Here is a 19,949-nt window from a genome sequence, read left to right on the forward strand (position 1 = left end):
CTATGGCTAAAATTATCGGCATCATCGTCGTATTCGCGAGCGTGCTCGGCGGATACGTGCTCTCCCACGGCAAGATTGCCGCTCTGATCCAGCCCTTCGAGGTGATGATTATCGGCGGTGCTGCACTCGGTGCATTCCTGCAGGCCAACCCCGGCTACATGACGATGCACGTGCTCAAGAAATCCCTGAGCATGTTCAGTTCGCGTTTCAGCCACACGTTCTATCTGGAAGTGCTGGGCCTGATCTACGAGATCCTCAACAAGAGCCGCCGCGAAGGCATGATGGCCATCGAAGGCGACATCGAAGACGCCGCCGCGAGCCCGATCTTCGCCAAGTACCCGGCGGTACTGAAAGACGAACGCATGACCGCGTTCATCTGCGATTACCTGCGCATCATGTCCTCCGGCAACATGGCTCCCCACGAGCTGGAAGGTCTGTTCGACATGGAACTGTACAGCCTGAAGGAAGACCTCGAGCATCCGTCCCACGCGGTGAACGGCATTGCCGACGCCATGCCGGGTTTCGGTATCGTCGCGGCGGTACTGGGTATCGTGGTGACGATGGCCTCGCTGGGTGAGGGCGATCAGAAGTCCATCGGTCTGCACGTAGGTGCGGCACTGGTCGGTACCTTCTTCGGTATTCTCGCGGCGTACGGTTTCTTCGGCCCGCTGGCGCACTCCCTGGCGCACGATGCCAAGGAAGAGCTGAACGTCTACGAAGCCATCAAGGCCTCGCTGGTGGCTTCGGCTTCCGGCATGCCGCCATCGCTGGCTGTCGAGTTCGGTCGCAAGGTTCTGTACCCGGCTCACCGTCCAAGCTTTGCCGAGCTGGAACAAGCCGTTCGCGGTCGTTAAGTCATGGAAAATAACCAGCCGATAATCATCAAGCGCGTCAAGCGCATCGCCGGCGGGCATCACGGCGGAGCGTGGAAGATCGCCTTCGCCGACTTCGCGACGGCGATGATGGCGTTCTTCCTGGTGTTGTGGCTGCTGTCCACCGCGACCCCGGAACAGAAGATCGCCATCGCCGGTTACTTCAAGGACCCGGTCGGTTTCTCCGAGAGCGGCACGCCGTACATCATCGATCTGGGCGGTACGCCGACCCTCGCGCCGGAAAACACCCTCAACCCTGAAGTGAAGTCGCAGCCGCAGCCGGACAAGGTCACGGTCGACACCGAACAGGTTGAAGGCATGGCCGAGCAGGTCGAGAAGGAACGCCTGGAACTGCTGCTGCAAGAACTGCAGAACAAGGTCGACGAGAACCCGCAACTGCAGAAATTCAAGGACCAGATCCTGTTCGAGATCACGCCGAACGGCTTGCGCATCCAGATCATGGACGCCGAGAACCGGCCGATGTTCGACTCCGGTTCTGCACGCCTGAAACCGTACTTCGAAGACATCCTGCTGGCCATGGCCGACACCATCAAAGCGGTGCCGAACAAGATCAGCATCAGCGGTCACACCGATGCCAAGCCTTACGTGGGCAATGGCGACTTCGGCAACTGGGAGCTTTCGGCCAACCGTGCCAACGCCGCCCGGCGTGCACTGGTGGCAGGCAGTTATCCGGATGCTCAAGTGGCGCGGGTTGTTGGTTACGCCTCGTCGGCGCTGTTCGACAAGGAGAACCCGTTCAACCCGGTCAACCGCCGCATCGACATCGTGGTGCTGACCAAGAAGGCCCAGGCGGCCATCGAAGGTTCGCAAGGTGCCGACCCGTCGCAACCGGCAGATCAAGGCCAGAACGGCGCCGCGCCGGCCACCCCGGTCGACCCGAACGCCTTGCCGGCGGATCAGCAGCCGGTACCGGCCCACGAGTTGCGCGAACGGCTGAACCTGTTCGACGACCCGCTGCCGAAACCGACGGAACCGGGTGCAGCGGCACCAGCCCCGGCGCCTGCTGCACCGGCTCCCGCGCCGAAACAGTGACCCACAAAAAAGCCGCGAGATGATCGCGGCTTTTTTGTGTCTGGCTACTTAATGGTTCAGTAGCCGTTTTCCGGCAAACTGGCGATGATCGAGCGGTAGCTGTTCATTCGCTGCTGCTGCACGCGGCCGTCTTCCAGGGCCTTGAGCAGTGCGCATCCCGGTTCGCGGTCGTGTTTGCAGTCGCGGAAGCGGCAGGTGCCGAGCAAGTCGTTGAACTCGATGAAACCGGCTTCGACGTCGGCGCGGCTGACGTGGCCGAGGCCGAATTCACGGATGCCCGGGGAGTCGATCAGTTCGCCGCCGCCGGGGAAGTGGAACAGGCGTGCGGTGGTCGTGGTGTGCGTGCCCTGGCCGGACAGCTCGGACAGCGGGCCGACGCGGGTTTCGACTTCCGGCAGCAGGCTGTTGACCAGCGACGACTTGCCGACACCGGACTGGCCGACGAACACGCTGATGCGCCCGTCGAGCTGCTTCTGCAATTGCTCCATGCCGTTGCCGTGGTGCGCCGAGACTTCCAGCACCGGGTAACCCAGCGTGCGATAGACCGCCAGCAGGGCATTCAGCGCCGGGGCGTTCTGCTCGTCGATCAGGTCGAATTTGTTCAGCAGCAGCAACGGGCGGATGCCGGCGTGCTCTGCGGCGACCAGATAGCGGTCGATCAGGTTCGCATGGGGCTCGGGCAGCGGGGCGAAGACGATGACGATCATGTCGACGTTGGCGGCCACCGGTTTGAGCTGGCCACGGCTGTCCGGGCGGCAGAGTTCAGTAGTGCGCGGCAGTTGCGCGACGATCACGCCGATGCCCTGGTTGCCGGCGCGCCAGACCACTTGATCGCCGGTCACCAGCGCTGGCAGGTTGGCCCGCAAGTGGCAGCGGAAGACCTGGCCGGCCAGTTCGCCGTCAACGGCCTCGACCTCGACCTGCACGCCGAAGTGGGCGATCACCAGGCCGTGCTGTTCCGGGCCCAGATCGCCGCCTTCGAGCGCCTCGACAGCCGAGGACTCGCGTTTGGCGGCGCGGGCGGCGCGCTCGCCCTGAATCTTTTCGATGCGCCAGTTTTGACGACGATTGAGTTGGCGTTTGGCCATGGGTGTTCCGTCTGAAGAATGCAGCGATTAGGTAAAACGGCCGCGAGTTTAGCACGCCCGGCAGGCTGCCTAGGCTAAACTGCGCAGCATTGCTCAGGAGCCGAAATATGCAAAACCCGCAGAATCTGATCTGGATCGACCTCGAAATGACCGGTCTGGATCCGGAAAACGACGTGATCATCGAAATGGCCACCATCGTCACCGACAGTGACCTGAACACCCTGGCCGAAGGCCCGGTGATCGCCATTCACCACAGCGACGAAGTCCTCGCCCGCATGGACGAGTGGAACACCCGCACTCACGGCAACTCGGGCCTGACCCAGCGCGTGCGTGAAAGCCGCGTGAGCATGGCCGAGGCTGAAGCCGAAACCATCGCCTTCCTGGAGAAGTGGGTGCCGAAGGGCAAGTCGCCGATCTGTGGCAACAGCATCTGCCAGGATCGTCGCTTCCTTTATACCCACATGAAGTCGCTGGAAAGCTACTTCCACTACCGCAACCTCGACGTCTCCACACTCAAGGAACTGGCCGCGCGCTGGGCGCCGGACGTGCGTGACAGCTTCAAGAAGGGCAGCACTCACCTGGCGCTGGACGACATCCGCGAATCCATCGCCGAGCTGCAGCACTACCGCAAGCATTTCATCAAGTTCTGAGATCGGCACCCACGCCGAGGTGCCCTCTTTTGGTGCCTCGGCGAAGTGAGTAGACTGCGCGCCTTCCTGCCAGGATCGCCACCATGTTGCTGATGCTCTACCTCGTCGCCATTACTGCCGAAGCCATGACCGGCGCCCTGTCTGCGGGCCGTCGCGGCATGGACTGGTTCGGCGTGGTGCTGATCGCCTGCGTCACGGCTTTAGGCGGCGGTTCGGTGCGCGATGTGCTGCTCGGGCATTACCCGCTGACCTGGGTCAAACACCCGGAATACCTGGTGCTGACAACGGTCGCCGCGATGATCACCGTGTTCACCGCACGCTGGATGCGTCACCTGCGTTCGCTGTTTCTGGTGCTCGACGCGGTCGGTCTGGTGGCATTTACCCTGATCGGCTGCATGACTGCCCTTGAAATGGGCCACGGCATGCTGGTGGCCTCGGTCAGCGGCGTGATCACCGGGGTATTCGGCGGCATTCTGCGCGATATCTTCTGCAACGACATCCCGTTGATCTTCCGTCGCGAACTGTATGCCAGCGTCTCGTTCGCTGCGGCGTGGTGCTACATGCTCTGTCTGTTCCTGAACGTGCCGAGCGAGCAGGCGATTCTGATCACGCTGTTTGGTGGCTTCCTGTTGCGCCTGCTGGCGATTCGTTTTCATTGGGAAATGCCAAAGTTTGTCTATAACGACGAGCATTGAAACCTTGCGCAAATGAACCCATAGCTGGTCTGCCAGCAAATGACTTCTTTGCTATCTGGATTGTCCGGGGCGGCCGCGTTACGTTCTTCGAGAGCTTTTTTCTTTGGATTTACATTTTATGATGAATGTATCTCGAAGTTAATATGGCCGATTTTTTAGAATTGCCGATTCTGTATTGGTTTTAGCTACAGGTTCTTACACTTAACTTTTTGCCGGTTTGGGGTTGCATGTTATTCATGGCTTACTTCGTTTTTGCTTTGCGAGGTATGGAATGACATCAAGCACAAGGAGTAAAAGTATGAGTGAGCTTAACGAAGTATCAGGAAATCAGTTGGCCGGTCCTGGAAGACTGGACAGTATTGACTTGAAAGTGAAGTTGAATTCTTCCTCGTCCACGCGAAATAAAGTGCTGTACGGCAACGGCCGCATGCAAGTAAAGGTTCAGGTGCTGGTGTCAGGTTATGATGAAAACGGGGATCGCATTCTGGTTCCAGGAGACGTCATGAATACGGTTGAACTTATTCACTACAACACCGGGAGAGCCTTGCGCGACGGCTGGAGTGCCAGTATCGATCAAGGTCGATATACGCTGGAAGCGCCAGTGATTAAGGATGAGCCGGATAACGGTATCCATCCGCAAGTGCGCACATTCTGGGTATCGTCCTCGGGTAGCGGCTCGACGCAAATCGCGGCAAGCGTTTTTTTGAACGGAGTGACTATCCGAAGCAATGCAACCGGTCTTTCCGGTTTTCAGGACAGCAGTGTCACTCTGGACGCTCAGGTGCCGGTTACCTATTCGGTCGACCAGTTTCGCTGGACTTCGACCAGGCGCGGCAATGAGGAGCCGGGAAACCGGATCTGGAACTACTATCTCGGACTTGTTTATCAGGGACAGCAGATCAATCTGGTGGACTGGGTTGCTTCAAAAGGTACGGATGATGTCATGTTTGCCTATGGTAACTGGGTACATGCGTGGAAAACCAACTATCTGAAGGGAGTCATGGTAAGGCCGAACAAGACTGATATCACTGTGGCGCTACCTGTTAATGACAATACTTTTGTAAATTATACATTTCGAGATCACGCTCTGGATTCTTCGTCAAAGACCAAAGAGTATGTCGTGATAGTCAATGATCGTCACGGCGAGTTGACCGTCGTGCAGGCGCTTTCCGAGTTTGCGTACACTGCGGCAGATTCCAGCGCCGATGGCGTGTTTCCGTTTGTCGCAATCGATCAATATGGCACAGAGCACAAGTTGGCCATTCGGACCGACTCTGAAAAGCGTGAGTTCTTTCTGGAACGGGGATAAGTCCGCGGCGAGTGCAGTCACTGCTTGAGTTCTTTTCGTCGAGACCTTGCCGATTAAAAATACAACGGTGTCGACTCCTGTATTGGTTGATGGTGAGCGTGGCAGCGCGCACGTCTGATGTCGCCCGATTTGTTTTACGGTTAATGCAGCCGTTTTTTCGCAGTTTTAAATGATTGCGGAAAAGCGGTTCTTTATTGTGCGTAATTGATTCGATTTTGAAACAAATGACAGGATGTTATTTATGAGTAACCACTCTCCGGAATCCGTGCATTCGAATGCTTTCAATTTTGGTGATTTTGTAGCCGGCGGGGTCGATCCCAGAACCGGCGTTTATACCTGTTCGTTATCCCTTGGGTCTATTCAGTCCGTCGATCTCAACGGCCCTTCATTCAATCTTGCGCTGAATTTCAATCCCTTGAATTCACACAATGCCGGTTATGGCGCCGGCTGGTCCTTGTCGATCACCCGTTATGACTTGCGCAGCAGAGTCATGACGTTCTCTAGCGGCGAGAGCTACAAAGCTGTGGAGTCGCGGGGAGCCTTGCATTTCAAGGAAATGAAGCTGGAAAGTGCCAAGGTTCTGAAAACTGCTGATGGACGATACGAGATCCGATACAAGGATGGTCGACGTGAAGTGCTCAAGGTCCATGGGGCGACTAATATCGCGGTTCCCGAGACGATATTCGCAGCCAATGGCGTGAGTATTTCCCTGAAGTACAGGACGTTCAATGAGCAGCCGATGCTGATCGAGATCAGCGACTTCCAAAGAACGTTGCTCAAGATCGCCCGCAAAGACACAAGAGTGATTCTGACCCGGCATCCGGAGACGCCCTCCAGCGCTGAGTTTGCTCTGACGCTCAGAAACAATCAGGTCAACGCCATCGATTTGCCGGAAGGTGGGGGCTGGAAGCTGCAGTACGCAGACGGTTATCTGACCCGAGTTGAATCGCCCCTGGGTGCCGTGGAAAACATTCGCTACAAGGAAGTCGGCCATCGATTCCCGACCGTCGAGGGCGATCAAAGCCTGCCGTGCGTCATTGCCCACGATATCTACGCCAGACACGGGCAACCGAAGGTCAGCAAGATTTACACCTACTCGGACCATAATTACCTTGGGCACGGCGTTGCAGCGGATCCCCAGGACGATGGCGATCCTCTTTTCCGCGCCGTGGGGGGCTATCAGTATTCCAGCGAAGAGCGGCTGATTGTCGGGAACAAAGTCCACACCCGTATCAAGCGAACCTATAACAAGTTCCATTTGTTGATTTCCGAGGTGACCACTTGCGGTAATGCGCAAACGTCGGTTTCAACCCGATATTACTGTGACGTAAAGCTACCTTTCACTCAGCAGCCTGCGCAGTTCCGGATGCCTCAAGTCCAGACCCTGACTTACGAGGACCTGACGACAAAAGAGAAGCGTTCCGAGACCTCTGTCACTGAATACGATGCCATCGGCAACCTGCTCAAACAGGTTGGGGTGGACGGGGTGACAACGCGGTTTGAATACTATCCGGCGACCCAGACTCCCGATTGTCCGGCCGATCCGCTGGAGTTTGTCCGCTTCCTGAAGCAGAAAACCGTGGCCCCCGCGACGGGTGGCGGTGCGTCCACCGTCACACGTTACCGCTATGCCTTACTCCCCATGCTCGAGGGAGGGACGCTGGCCAGTGTGGTGCCTGTGGAGGAAAACTTCTTCGAGTGGGTCGCAGATCGCGAAGTCCATCGTTCGACCATTGCGCTGACTTATCTGGAAACGCCGGACAACCCGCTTACACACGGCCTCCTGAAGCAGCAGAAGGTCACCCGTAACGGCACGACGACTTGTATCAACTATGCCTACGCGACCGACGATTTCTCCCTGAGGCTGAAGACAACCTTGCAGGGTTTCGACGGTACCGCGAGTTCGACCGAGCAAACGCTTTCCACCCTGAGCGGTTTGGCGCTGTCAGAGCGCGATGCCGACGACAGTGTGGTTACATTCGAATACGACAAGCTCGGGCGTCGTGTCCGCAAGACGCTTGTCTCTGGCACGGCGCATGTCGCGTCGTACCAATGGCGTCACGAAACGGCCAAGGTAGACGTGCCGGCCACGGTGGTTCTGACCGATCCGTCGGGAGGTATGCAAAAAGTTACCTACGACGCGTTGGGGAGGGTCATCGGCGTTGAAGAAATGGATTGTGACAACCCGGATCCGGCAGGTGCATTTCCAATGCGAGTGTTCTATGCCGCGCTCCATGATCAGGTCGGACGATTGACTGAGCAGACCCGCACCGATTGGTGGGACGGTGTTGCGCGCCCTGTGAAGTCGCAGCTGTTTTACGATAACTGGGGTCAGGTCAAGGAGACTCGCCATGCCGACGGACGAGTCGAGTACAACGAGTTCGATCCGGTGAAGCGCCAGCGCAAGCATTGGCAGCAAGGCCTGGGTAAAACCGTCACTGTCTTCAATGCCTTCGGCAAGCCGGACAGCCTTGAAGTCTTCGACCTCAAGGCGCAAAGCCTGGGCAAAACCGTCTTTGAGTACGACGGATTGGGGCGCACCATCAGTCAAACCGATCCGGCGGGGAACAAGACCAGTTATGAGTACGATGCGTACGATCGTCTGTTTCGCAGTGTTTTGCCTGACGGGCATGCGGTACAGACCGAGTTTGCCGTCCATAGCTCCGAGGCATTGCCGGTCGCCATCAGGGTCGCCGGGAAACTGTTGGGGCAGCAGGTCTTCGATGGTTTGAACCGGCTGACAGAGCATTCGGTGGGCGGGCGCAAGTCGGTTGCGGTTTATTCGGCCGGCAAGACTCAGCCCGCATCGCACACGAGCGCCGCAGGGGAAACGACCGGGTTTGTCTATTCATCGGGACCGGGTGGGGCCTTGATTGAGCGCAAAGCGCTAACAGGCAGCGGAGTACTCACCCGTTTCACCTATGACGAACGAAACGGCAGAATGGAAAGTTGCGTCGAGCAAGGACGTGAGAATCTGTTCGAATACTTTCCTTCCGGGCGCCTGAAGTCGGAAACAACCCGCTTTGCCGAACGGCGCCAGACGACCTCCCAAACCTACTCGCTGGCGGGGCGCCCTCTGGAATACGTGGACGTGGTGGGCACGCGGCACAAAACCGAGTACGACATCTGGGGGCGCGAAACCTTGCACAGGCAAGGCCCGGTAGAAACTCGATACTTCTATGGCAAGGCTGGTTTGCTTGAGCGGATCGAAACCCGGGATACCCTGTCCCGGCATCAGCTCCTCACGCATCTGACTTACGATGATATCGGTCGTGAGCTGACCCGCCGTTTCGAAGTCAACGGATTGCCCTCGCAAACACTGACCTCCAGTTACACCGTGGCGGGCAAGCTGGCGCAGAAGGTTCTCAGACGCGGCTTCATGGTGTTGCGCGATGAGCGGTTCTCTTACGACGCACGCGGGCGAGTCATCCAGTACGACTGTGAAGGGCTCCAGCGACCGCGAGACCCTTATGGCAAGGAAATTATCCAGCAAACATTCACGTTCGATGCGCTGGATAACATTCTCGCCCTGCAAACCACGTTCCCTCTGGGCGTCAACGTGACGACGTTCAGTTTCAGCGAACAGGATCCGGCCCAGTTGGTCGGGGTTCAACATTCTCATGCCGACTATCCGGCACCGGTCACCCTGGAATACGACGCCAACGGCCGGATGTTCAAGGACGATAAGGGCCGTACTCTGGCCTACGACACGTTTGGCCGCCTGACTCAGGTTATCGATTCACGTGGGGAGGTCCTGCGTGGTTACCGATACGACGGCTTCGATCGGCTGGTCGAGCTGTCGCAATCCGGAAAGTCGGCGGTGCAGCGCTTCTATCACCACAACAAAATGAGCAACGAAGTCAGTGGTCCTGAATCACGCAGTGTCGTGCGACACGGCCGTCTGATATTGGGACAGCAGCAACTGGGAGCGGATGCGGGTATCCGGCTTTTCGGGGCTGACCAGCAGCAGAGCGTGCTGAGTCGCTCGCATGGCGAACAATCGCTCGACAGCGCCTACAGTCCCTACGGGCATCGGCCTGTCGAGGGAGGCCTGTTCAGTCAGGCGGGTTTCAATGGCGAGCAACTGGATGAGGTCACCGGTCTGTATCTGCTGGGCAATGGTTACCGGGCCTACAGCCCGACACTGATGCGCTTCATCAGCCCGGACAGCCTGAGCCCGCTCGATGCAGGCGGCTTGAATGCTTACGCGTATTGCCTTGGCGATCCGGTTAACCGAGTGGATCCCACGGGGCATGTTTCCTGGCAGTCGATTGCCGGGATTGCGCTGGGGTTTATCGGGAGTATTGCAAGTATCGCGACACTGGGGGCGGCCACGCCATTGGCATTACTGGCCGTGGGACTGGGAGTCGCCTCGGGCGTTACGGCCATTGCCAGCGAGTTGGCGCATGAACTGGATCCGCACTCTTCGGCTGGCGACATTCTGGGTTACATCAGCCTGGGGCTTGGGTTGGCATCTCTTGGCGCCGGGCTGGCGGGTCAGGCTATCAGAGGTGCCAGCAGGTTGGCGGGGGCTTTCAAGTCAGGATTGAGCAACAATCCGCGCGAGGCCGCCAGAGCCATGGCGAGTGGAATGGGGGGGCGAAGCACTTCAGGAACGAGTGCGGGGGCACGAAAATGGACATACAAGACCCAGGGCTTCAGGGGGACGGTGGATGGGCAAAAAACAGGAAGAGGCGCCATTCCCGGTTTTGAAGAGCTTGATGACATTTCAAGGGATAAATTCTTCCGTTTCAAGGATGCAATCAAGGACGCAGGAAAGTCTCCAAGCGAAGCTGCCAATGGGCTTGGGGGCAAGACTTATTACAATGAGATGGTCCCTTTCAAGTCTCCCAATCCGCGTCAACTCCGCGACCCAGGTTACTTCAATGACACGGGTTACACAGAAATCAGACTTAACCAGGCCACGCGCCTGTTTTTCTTTGCGAACCATGACACCCGTACGGTGACCATGCATGCGTTTGGTCATACCGTGAGAGGCGCTTGATGGGCGTGGCATGCCATGGCCGGGAGAGCAACGCTCACTCGTGCTTTTGCCGGACATATTCTGAGGAATGATCCGGTCGCGCCTTCAACGGTTCCAGCAGGAATCGCTGAAGGCGCCTTTTCATTTTCTGGTCAGGCAGTCAACGCGCCGCGGGGTGGCGGTCTGGGCATGCAGGCTCATGCGGTAGACATACATACGACAGCCCGCAGCAAGCGCAGCGGTATGATGGTTTTCTCGAGGGCCAGACAATTCAGGTTTGGCTGACTGACCTGCGCGTTCGATACGGTTCGCGTAGAACTCCGTTATCAGTGCAACCCAATCTCAAGGATGAGAGTTTCATGGCTGACAAATCACCCAGGATCAAACCTGGCTCCAGCAAAATAAATGACTCCGCTGCCGATGGTTCTCATCGGGTGCCCAGCGGGGATTCTCCCCCCTCAGCCCTGCCGCATCGCCCGGATCCGCTACCGTCTCTTTTCCTGCCGGATCCTGTCACGACGGCGCAGATAACCAATCCCAGGCCGAGCGTGGAGCTTTTCGCGATTAATGAAGTGGCGGGAGTTGCCTCGCCCACTTCTTTCGCGGACTACCGGGTGCCCGCCCGAAAAAATCTCGGCGAGGTCGATGCGCAGGGCGTTCGTGAGTTCAAACACCGCCAGTATGTGGCTGTTTCCGACGATCATTTCGTACAAGTGGTTCGGGATGCCGAAAGCGGTCTTTTTCGCGCCACGGTCGCCAGAGAACTCAAGGCTTCCGGTCCGCTGATGGAGCCGGACGCCGAGGGCAGGTACTGGCACCCTATAGCATCAGGGAGCCCGTTGGATCGAGGCGATGCCCCGTCGGGGCTGGCGCGCAGTGTAGATGAGCGTCTGGCAACGTTGTTTCCGACCATGGCCCAGGATGCTCGGACTTCCATGCACCGCGAGCGATTGACGGGTGATCCGCTGCTGGCAGTGGCCCGGCTGGAAGCGCAACACTTCACTCTGGTGAAGGATCTTGGCGCGTGGACCGGGCAGGTGCCGTCCCGGCACCCGGTCACGGGTTTGCCTCTGACAAATACCGAAATTGCTGCGCAGACAGCAAGCCGAGAGCGTTTTGCTCAGGAGCTTCAGGACAATTGGTCCCGGAAGGCAACCAGCGCCAATCCGTACACTCCATCGACGCTGGATTACGATCTCGATGTACTTGGCAGCCTGCCTCGTTTGTCGGCGGATTTCAGCCATGTTCGCGAGTTGAGTCTGACCAGCACTGCCCCGTTGGAAGCCAGCGCCTTTCTCGCGAGTTTTCCGGGTGTGCGGTATCTCACCCTGTCCGGCTTTGCGTTGAAATCGTTTCCCGCTGAGGTGTACCAGATGAGGGAACTGGTGACGCTGACCTTGGACAACTGTGACATACGGCTCAGCGAAGCCAGCGTTGAAGGCCTTGCCCACATTGAACAACTGACACTGTTGGACTTGAGCAACAACCCGCTCGGACTGTCGCCCGATCTCAGATTCATGAGGCGCCTGGACAGTCTTTATCTCTCGGATACAGGGCTGAACGAGGTGCCTGTCGGGCTATTTGAAAGCGAAAGTCTGGCATTTGCCGATCTGCGCAATAACGAAATTGCACACTTGCCAGACGAACTCTTCGAGGTGCCGGATGTTCGGCAAGTCAATTTCAACTTTCGAAACAATCCGCTGGATGAGGCTACGCTGCAGCGAGTCAGTGTCTATATGGAGGCCGCTGGCCTGGACAGGAAAGTCCTGATTCAAGTTGATGGAGAAGTCCAGATGCAGCCACAAATTGCAGCATTCGAGGGTGAGGACAGTGGTGTGGAGAGCTCGTGAAGGAAAGCTTTACGGCTTTTTATCCAGATGCTGGCGCAGTGCCCATTCGACATGTTCTCTAACCAACTCTGACGGATGATCCCGTCGCGCCTGCAATGCTTCCAGCACCGGAATCGTTGAGGGCGCATTTCCCAGCCCCACCGCCAGATTGCGCAGCCAGCGTTCATAACCGGCACGGCGCAGCGGCGAACCCTCGGTGCTGCTGAGGAATTTGTCTTCATCCCACAAGAACAGCTCGGCCAGTTCGGCGTTGTCCAGATTGTGCCGTGGCTTGAAATCGCTTTCGCCGGACGGGCGGGCGAAGCGGTTCCACGGGCAGCAGATCTGGCAGTCGTCGCAGCCGAACACCCGGTTACCGATCAGCGGTCGCAGGTCTTCGGGGATGGCGTTCTTCAGTTCGATGGTCAGGTAGGAAATACAACGTCGCGCGTCCAGCACATACGGGCCGACGAAGGCATTGGTCGGGCAGATGTCGAGGCACGCGGTGCAGCGTCCGCAATGCTCGGTGCTGTGGGGTTCATCCACCGGCAGGGGCAGGTCGACGAACAGTTCGCTGAGAAAGAAGTAACTGCCGGCCTTGCGGTTAAGCACCAGGGTGTTTTTGCCGATCCAGCCCAGCCCGGCCTGTTCGGCGATGGCCTTTTCCAGCACCGGGGCGCTGTCGACGAAGGCGCGGAAGCCGAACGGGCCGATCTCGGATTGAATCCTGTCCGCCAGTTGTTGAACGCGTTTACGGATCAACTTGTGATAATCGCGGCCCAAGGCATAACGGGAGATATAGGCCTTTTCCGGTTTCGCCAGCAATTGCGCCATTTGCGTGTCGCCCGGCAGGTAGTCCATGCGCAGCGACACCACGCGCAAGGTGCCCGGCACCAGCTCCTCGGGGTGCGAGCGTTTGCTGCCGTGAGCGCCCATATACTCCATTTCGCCGTGGTAGCCGGCCTCGAGCCAGCGTTGCAGGTGCTGGTCGTGCTCGGCCAGGTCCAGACCGCTGATACCGACTTGCTGGAAGCCCAGCTCGCGGCCCCAGTCCTTGATGGATTGGGCGAGGGCAGGCAGATCTGTGGTGATGGCGGACATGAGGCGAGAGAAACCGGAGCTGAGGTGCGTATAATTCTGCCAGACATCGGAGCCCGAAGACGCATGCCGCACACTAAAGATCAATTACCCGACGCGCTGTACCGTGCCGCGCAGGTGCGTGAACTCGATGCACGACTGATCGCCGCGGGCACGCCGGGCTTCGAATTGATGCAGCGTGCCGCCCATGCCACGTGGCGCGCACTGGTACGCCAATGGCCGGCCGCGAATGAAATGACGGTGCTGGCCGGGCACGGCAACAACGCCGGCGATGGTTATCTGGTGGCGGCGCTGGCCCACCGTGCGGGTTGGCAGGTTCAGGTGCTGGCTGTCGGCGAGCCGCAGCGTTTGAAGGGCGATGCCGCCGTGGCGCACGCCGAAGCCGTAGCCGACGGCGTCTCGATTGCCCAGTGGGATCTGTCCTGCGAGTTGCGCGGCATCGTCGTTGACGCGTTGCTCGGCACCGGCCTGAGCGGCGAGGTGCGTGAGCCTTACGCCGCTGCGATTGCGGCGATCAATGCCAGCGGACTGCCGGTGGTGGCGGTCGATATCCCTTCTGGATTGTGCGCCGATACCGGTCATGCGCTGGGTGAGGCGGTGCACGCCGACCTCACCGTGACTTTCATCGGCCTGAAACTCGGGCTGTTCACGGGCGCGGCGGCGGATCACGTCGGCGAACTGCTGTTTAACGATCTGCAGGCCTCGGCCGAAAACTTCAGTGACATTCCTGCCGCCGCTCAACGGCTCAACGCGGTTAACCTGCCGCGTCTGGCGGCCCGCGCGCCGGCCGCGCACAAGGGGCGTTTCGGCCATGTGCTGCTGATCGGCGGCGATCACGGCTTTGGCGGGGCAATTCTGTTGAGCACCGAAAGTGCTTTGCGCAGTGGCGCCGGTATGGTGTCGCTTGCGACCCGTCCGGAACATGTGCCGGCGGCGCTGAGCCGAGTACCGGAAGCCATGGCGCTGGGCACTTCTTCGGCCAATCAATTGATGGGGCTGCTGGAAAAGGTGTCCGTGTTGGTGGTCGGGCCGGGGCTGGGTCAGGCGAGTTGGGGAAGGGCGCTGCTGTCGGCTGCTGCCAATGCCTCGCTGCCGCAGGTGTGGGATGCCGACGCGTTGAACCTGTTGGCCTGCGGTTTCGTCAGTCTGCCCAAGGATTGTGTGATCACGCCGCATCCGGTTGAGGCGGCGCGCCTGCTGGGGATCAGCACCGCCGAGGTGCAGGCAGATCGTCCGGCGGCGGTGCTGGCATTGAGCAAAAAATATACAGCTGTGGTGGTGCTCAAGGGGGCGGGCAGTCTGATTGCTCATCCCGATGGTCGTCTGGCGCTGTGTCATCAAGGCCATCCGGCGATGGCCACCGCCGGGCTCGGCGATGTATTGGCCGGTCTGATCGGCGCGCTGCTGGCCCAGGACATGAAAGCGTTCGACGCGGCTTGTCTGGCGGTCTGGCTGCACGCCAACGCTGGGGCGCAACAAGGTAAATTCGGCCGTGGGCTGGCGGCCAGTGATCTGATTCCAGCCATTCGTCAGTTGTTGGAGGAGCATGCACCGTGTCTGAAGTAACCCTGTACCTGGCCGATGAACAGGCCATGAGCGACTTTGGCGCACGCATCGCCCGTATCACCCAGGGCCATGGTCTGATCTTTCTCGAAGGCAATCTCGGGATGGGCAAAACCACGCTGTCGCGGGGCATCATTCGCGGTCTGGGGCACGTGGGGGCGGTGAAAAGTCCGACCTTCACCCTGGTCGAGCCCTACGAGATCGGTGACGTCCGGGCGTTTCACTTCGACCTGTATCGTCTGGTCGATCCGGAGGAGCTGGAGTTTCTCGGGATCCGCGACTATTTCGAAGACGACGCCCTTTGCCTGATCGAATGGCCCGATAAAGGTGCAGGCTTTTTGCCAAAGCCTGACCTGACCATTACCATTAGCCCGCAAGACAGCGGACGCTCGCTGACCATTTTATCCCAGGGCTCGCGCGGCGAGGCCTGGTGTGCCGCTTTGGCATTGGAAACCAATTGAATGATGGGGTTAGGTATGCGCTTTCGCGCGTTGGTGGCTGCCGCTGGACTGATGTTGATGGCAGTAACCGTCAACGCTGTGGCCGAGACGAAGGTCAACAGCGTGCGCCTGTGGCGGGCGCCGGACAACACGCGACTGGTGTTCGACCTGACAGGCCCGGTGCAGCACAGCGTCTTCACGCTGACCGCGCCGGATCGTCTGGTGATCGACATCAACGGCGCCACCCTCGGCGCGCCGCTGAATGTGCAGACCGCCAACACGCCGATCACCGCCATGCGCTCGGCCCAACGTACGCCGACCGACCTGCGGGTGGTCATCGACCTGAAAAAAGCCGTCACCCCGAAAAGCTTCTCGCTGGCGCCGAATGCGCAGTACGGCAACCGTCTGGTCGTCGACCTGTTCGACAACCCGGCTGACGCCGCACCAGCGCCGACGCCTGCGCCGACCCCAACGGTTGCGACCGTGCCTGCGGTGCCGGTCACCCCGGCCGAGCCTGCAATCAAACTGCCGCCGGCCCCGGCCGGCAAGCGCGACATCATTGTGGTCATCGACGCCGGCCACGGTGGCGAAGACCCGGGTGCGTCCGGTTCTCGCGGTCAGCGCGAGAAAGACGTGGTACTGCAGATCGCCCGTGAATTGCAGCGTCAGGTCAACGGCATGAAAGGCTTCCGCGCCGAACTGACCCGTACTGGCGACTATTTCATCCCGCTGCGCGGCCGTACCGAGATTGCCCGCAAGAAAGGCGCCGACCTGTTTGTCTCGATCCACGCTGACGCCGCGCCGTCTGCGGCGGCGTTCGGTGCGTCGGTGTTCGCCCTGTCCGACCGTGGTGCCACCTCGGAAACCGCCCGTTGGCTGGCCGACAGCGAAAACCGTTCCGACCTGATCGGCGGTGCCGGCAACGTCAGCCTCGACGACAAGGACCGGATGCTGGCCGGCGTTCTGCTCGACCTGTCGATGACCGCCTCGCTGACCTCCAGCCTCAACGTCGGCCAGAAGGTCCTGACCAACATTGGCCGGGTCACTCCGCTGCACAAACAGCGCGTGGAGCAGGCCGGGTTCATGGTGCTGAAATCGCCGGACATCCCGTCGATCCTGGTGGAAACCGGCTTCATCTCCAACGCCAACGAAGCGAACAAGCTTTCGGCCGCGAGCCACCAGCAGGCGCTGGCGCGTTCGATCAGCAGCGGCGTGCGTCAGTTCTTCCAGCAGAATCCGCCACCGGGCACTTACATCGCCTGGCTGCGTGATTCGGGCAAGATCGCTCAGGGCCCGCGTGATCACCGGGTGGGCCCGGGTGAGACCGTGGCGATGATTGCCGTGCGGTATCAGATTTCGCCGGCCACGCTGCGCAGCGCCAACAATCTGAAAAGCGATGATCTGAAAGTCGGTCAGCACCTGACCATTCCCGGCACCGAACTGGCGTCCAAAGAATGAATCAGGTCCTGAACGCTGCCCGCATTGAACTGCTCAGCCCGCGGCTGGCGAACCAGATCGCCGCCGGTGAGGTGGTCGAACGCCCGGCCTCGGTGATCAAGGAGCTGCTGGAAAACAGCCTCGACTCCGGCGCCAAACGTATCGACGTCGATGTCGAGCAGGGCGGCGTCAAACTGCTGCGTGTGCGTGACGACGGCAGCGGCATTTCCGCCGATGACCTGCCGCTGGCGCTGGCGCGTCACGCCACCAGCAAGATCCGCAACCTGGAAGACCTTGAGCAAGTAATGAGCCTGGGCTTCCGGGGCGAGGCTTTGGCATCGATCAGCTCCGTGGCACGTCTGACCCTGACCTCGCGCACCCGCGATGCCGATCAGGCCTGGCAGGTCGAGACCGAAGGCCGCGACATGGCGCCCCGCGTGCAGCCGGCGGCCCATCCGGTCGGCACTTCGGTGGAAGTCCGTGACCTGTTCTTCAACACCCCGGCGCGACGCAAATTCCTCAAGACCGAAAAAACCGAATTCGATCACCTGCAAGAAGTGATCAAGCGTCTGGCGCTGGCGCGTTTCGACGTGGCGTTCCATCTGCGCCACAACGGCAAGACCATCCTCAGCCTGCACGAAGCCCACGATGACGCGGCCCGCGCCCGGCGTGTGGCGGCAATCTGTGGTTCGGGCTTCCTTGAGCAAGCGCTGCCGATCGAGATCGAACGCAATGGCCTGCATTTGTGGGGCTGGGTCGGTCTGCCGACCTTCAACCGCAGTCAGGCGGATTTGCAGTATTTCTTCGTCAACGGCCGAGCGGTGCGCGACAAACTGGTGGCCCACGCGGTGCGTCAGGCTTATCGCGATGTGCTGTTCAATGGCCGGCACCCGACGTTCGCGCTGTTTTTCGAGGTCGACCCGGCAGCAGTAGACGTCAACGTACACCCGACCAAACACGAAGTGCGTTTCCGTGACGGACGCATGGTGCATGACTTCCTGTATGGCACTTTGCACCGTGCCCTCGGCGATGTGCGACCGGAAGATCAGCTTGCCGGATCGGTCACTACCGCGATCGTCCGGCCAACCGGCCTTGAAGCTGGTGAATTCGGTCCGCAGGGCGAAATGCGTCTGGCGGCCAATGCGCTGCTGGAGCAGCCGCAGGCGCAACCGGTGTTCAATACCTCGTCGGGTGCCAGCGCCGGCGGCGCTTATCAGTATCAATACACGCCGCGTCCGCAATCGACCGTGCCGGTTGCCGAGGCGCAGGCTGCGTACCGCGAGTTTTTTGCGCCGCTGCCCGAAGCGAACGCCAATGCGCTGCCGGCCGGTCAGGAAGACATTCCGCCGCTTGGCTACGCGCTGGCGCAGCTCAAGGGCATCTACATTCTGTCCGAGAACGCCCAAGGCCTGGTTTTGGTGGACATGCACGCCGCTCACGAGCGCATCATGTACGAACGTCTGAAGATCGCCATGGCCAGCGAAGGCCTGAGCGGTCAGCCGCTGCTGGTGCCGGAGTCGCTGGCGGTCAGTCAGCGCGAGGCTGATTGCGCTGAAGAACATGCAGCTTGGTTCCAGCGCCTCGGTTTTGAATTGCAGCGCCTTGGCCCGGAAACCCTGGCCATCCGGCAGATCCCGGCCTTGCTCAAACAGGCCGAAGCCAACCGTCTGGTCGGCGATGTGCTGTCGGACTTGATGGAATACGGCACCAGCGACCGGATCCAGGCGCATCTGAACGAACTGCTCGGCACCATGGCCTGCCACGGCGCGATCCGCGCCAACCGGCGCCTGGCCCTGCCGGAAATGAACGGCCTGCTGCGTGACATGGAAAACACCGAGCGCAGCGGTCAATGCAACCATGGCCGGCCGACCTGGACCCAATTGGGCCTGGACGATCTGGACAAACTGTTTCTGCGCGGTCGTTGATGAGCCAGCTTCCTCCAGCGATTTTCCTGATGGGCCCGACCGCTGCGGGCAAGACCGACCTGGCCATCGAGCTGACCAAGGTGCTGCCGTGCGAGCTGATCAGCGTCGATTCGGCGCTGGTCTATCGCGGCATGGACATCGGCACCGCCAAACCGTCCAAAGAACTGCTGGCCGAGTTTCCGCACCGGTTGATCGACATTCTCGACCCGGCCGAAGCCTATTCGGCAGCGGATTTCCGCCGCGATGCACTGGAGGCCATGGCCGAGATCACCGCGCGTGGAAAAATTCCGCTGCTGGTGGGCGGCACGATGCTCTATTACAAGGCTTTGATCGACGGTCTGGCGGACATGCCAGCGGCTGATCCCGAAGTTCGCGCGCAGATCGAAGAAGAGGCTGCACGCCTTGGCTGGCAAGCCCTGCACGATCAGCTGGCGGCAATCGATCCGGAGTCGGCGGCACGCATCCATCCGAACGATCCACAACGACTGAGTCGTGCGCTGGAAGTTTACCGGGTCAGCGGTCAGAGCATGACTGAACTGCGGCTGAAACAATCTGTACAAAGTACCGAAGCGGCCGCATCGGGACTGCAACAATTGCCCTATACTGTCGCGAACCTGGCGATTGCTCCAACTAATCGGCAGGTACTGCACGAGCGCATTAAACAAAGATTCACAAATATGCTGGAACAGGGATTCATCGACGAGGTCGTAGCCCTGCGTAATAGAAGTGACCTGCATGCCGGGTTGCCGTCTATACGTGCGGTAGGCTACCGCCAGGTCTGGGACTTCCTGGATGGCAAGCTGACGTCGGCCGAGATGCAGGAACGGGGCATTATCGCCACGCGCCAATTGGCCAAACGCCAGTTCACCTGGCTGCGCAGCTGGAAAGATTTACACTGGCTCGACAGTCTGGATTGCGACAATCTGCCACGCGCCTTGAAATACCTTGGGACGATCTCCATATTGAGCTGAGTCCTTGCAATTGCCGTCTATCCTTGGGGGTGTGG

Annotated in this window: 14 protein-coding genes; 12 read left to right on the forward strand and 2 right to left on the reverse strand. The window is 59.7% G+C overall.

Annotation, left to right across the window (positions count from 1 at the left end; all coding sequences use genetic code 11):
- The first annotated feature begins 2 nt into the window (after positions 1 to 2).
- The gene (motA, locus tag K5E37_RS24325) at positions 3 to 854 is read left to right on the forward strand and encodes a flagellar motor stator protein MotA (RefSeq protein WP_007952169.1); all 852 of its coding nucleotides are present in this window, start codon (positions 3 to 5) and stop codon (positions 852 to 854) included.
- 3 nt (positions 855 to 857) lie between these two features.
- Positions 858 to 1,925, forward strand: coding sequence for a flagellar motor protein MotB (gene motB / locus K5E37_RS24330; protein ID WP_085608491.1), 1,068 nt, complete (start codon positions 858 to 860; stop codon positions 1,923 to 1,925).
- Positions 1,926 to 1,981: 56 nt separating this feature from the next.
- Here the strand turns inward: motB and rsgA are convergent, their stop codons facing one another.
- Positions 1,982 to 3,013: a small ribosomal subunit biogenesis GTPase RsgA gene (gene rsgA, locus K5E37_RS24335; RefSeq protein ID WP_007950741.1), complete on the reverse strand. Its 1,032-nt coding sequence runs from the start codon at positions 3,011 to 3,013 to the stop codon at positions 1,982 to 1,984.
- 107 nt (positions 3,014 to 3,120) lie between these two features.
- Between rsgA and orn the strand changes: the two genes are divergently transcribed.
- From orn to K5E37_RS24360, 5 genes are all read left to right on the forward strand, one after another.
- Positions 3,121 to 3,663, forward strand: a complete 543-nt coding sequence (gene orn / locus K5E37_RS24340) for an oligoribonuclease (RefSeq protein ID WP_065258764.1) — start codon at positions 3,121 to 3,123, stop codon at positions 3,661 to 3,663.
- Between the two features lie 83 nt (positions 3,664 to 3,746).
- Complete coding sequence (locus K5E37_RS24345; protein WP_064593093.1) at positions 3,747 to 4,358, forward strand: trimeric intracellular cation channel family protein; 612 nt, start codon at positions 3,747 to 3,749, stop codon at positions 4,356 to 4,358.
- 298 nt (positions 4,359 to 4,656) lie between these two features.
- Positions 4,657 to 5,667, forward strand: coding sequence for a hypothetical protein (locus tag K5E37_RS24350; protein WP_221535370.1), 1,011 nt, complete (start codon positions 4,657 to 4,659; stop codon positions 5,665 to 5,667).
- Positions 5,668 to 5,908: 241 nt separating this feature from the next.
- Entirely contained in the window at positions 5,909 to 10,672 is a 4,764-nt protein-coding gene (locus tag K5E37_RS24355) for an RHS repeat-associated core domain-containing protein (RefSeq protein ID WP_260404473.1), read from the forward strand.
- Positions 10,673 to 11,010: 338 nt separating this feature from the next.
- The gene (locus K5E37_RS24360; RefSeq protein ID WP_221535371.1) at positions 11,011 to 12,501 is read left to right on the forward strand and encodes a leucine-rich repeat domain-containing protein; all 1,491 of its coding nucleotides are present in this window, start codon (positions 11,011 to 11,013) and stop codon (positions 12,499 to 12,501) included.
- 9 nt (positions 12,502 to 12,510) lie between these two features.
- Here K5E37_RS24360 and queG read toward each other — a convergent pair whose 3' ends face one another.
- Positions 12,511 to 13,581 (reverse strand): tRNA epoxyqueuosine(34) reductase QueG, encoded by a 1,071-nt coding sequence (gene queG, locus K5E37_RS24365; protein WP_221535372.1) that lies wholly within the window; start codon positions 13,579 to 13,581, stop codon positions 12,511 to 12,513.
- A gap of 63 nt (positions 13,582 to 13,644) precedes the next feature.
- Here queG and K5E37_RS24370 point away from each other — a divergent pair, with 63 nt between their 5' ends.
- The 5 genes from K5E37_RS24370 to miaA are packed head-to-tail and all read left to right on the forward strand — an operon-like array spanning position 13,645 to position 19,914.
- Positions 13,645 to 15,144 carry an NAD(P)H-hydrate dehydratase gene (locus K5E37_RS24370; RefSeq protein ID WP_221535373.1) on the forward strand — a complete coding sequence of 500 codons (1,500 nt, stop codon included), beginning with the start codon at positions 13,645 to 13,647 and terminating at the stop codon, positions 15,142 to 15,144.
- Positions 15,132 to 15,602 carry a tRNA (adenosine(37)-N6)-threonylcarbamoyltransferase complex ATPase subunit type 1 TsaE gene (tsaE, locus tag K5E37_RS24375; protein WP_007950729.1) on the forward strand — a complete coding sequence of 157 codons (471 nt, stop codon included), beginning with the start codon at positions 15,132 to 15,134 and terminating at the stop codon, positions 15,600 to 15,602. Before K5E37_RS24370 ends, tsaE begins: the two co-directional genes overlap by 13 nt.
- A 51-nt stretch (positions 15,603 to 15,653) precedes the next feature.
- Complete coding sequence (locus K5E37_RS24380; protein WP_371915873.1) at positions 15,654 to 17,039, forward strand: N-acetylmuramoyl-L-alanine amidase; 1,386 nt, start codon at positions 15,654 to 15,656, stop codon at positions 17,037 to 17,039.
- The gene (gene mutL, locus K5E37_RS24385) at positions 17,036 to 18,943 is read left to right on the forward strand and encodes a DNA mismatch repair endonuclease MutL (protein ID WP_007950727.1); all 1,908 of its coding nucleotides are present in this window, start codon (positions 17,036 to 17,038) and stop codon (positions 18,941 to 18,943) included. Before K5E37_RS24380 ends, mutL begins: the two co-directional genes overlap by 4 nt.
- The gene (gene miaA, locus K5E37_RS24390; RefSeq protein ID WP_007950726.1) at positions 18,943 to 19,914 is read left to right on the forward strand and encodes a tRNA (adenosine(37)-N6)-dimethylallyltransferase MiaA; all 972 of its coding nucleotides are present in this window, start codon (positions 18,943 to 18,945) and stop codon (positions 19,912 to 19,914) included. Before mutL ends, miaA begins: the two co-directional genes overlap by 1 nt.
- Positions 19,915 to 19,949 lie beyond the last annotated feature (35 nt).

The sequence above is a fragment of the Pseudomonas sp. RIT778 genome, from assembly GCF_019718735.1.
GTDB lineage: Bacteria > Pseudomonadota > Gammaproteobacteria > Pseudomonadales > Pseudomonadaceae > Aquipseudomonas > Aquipseudomonas aphyarum.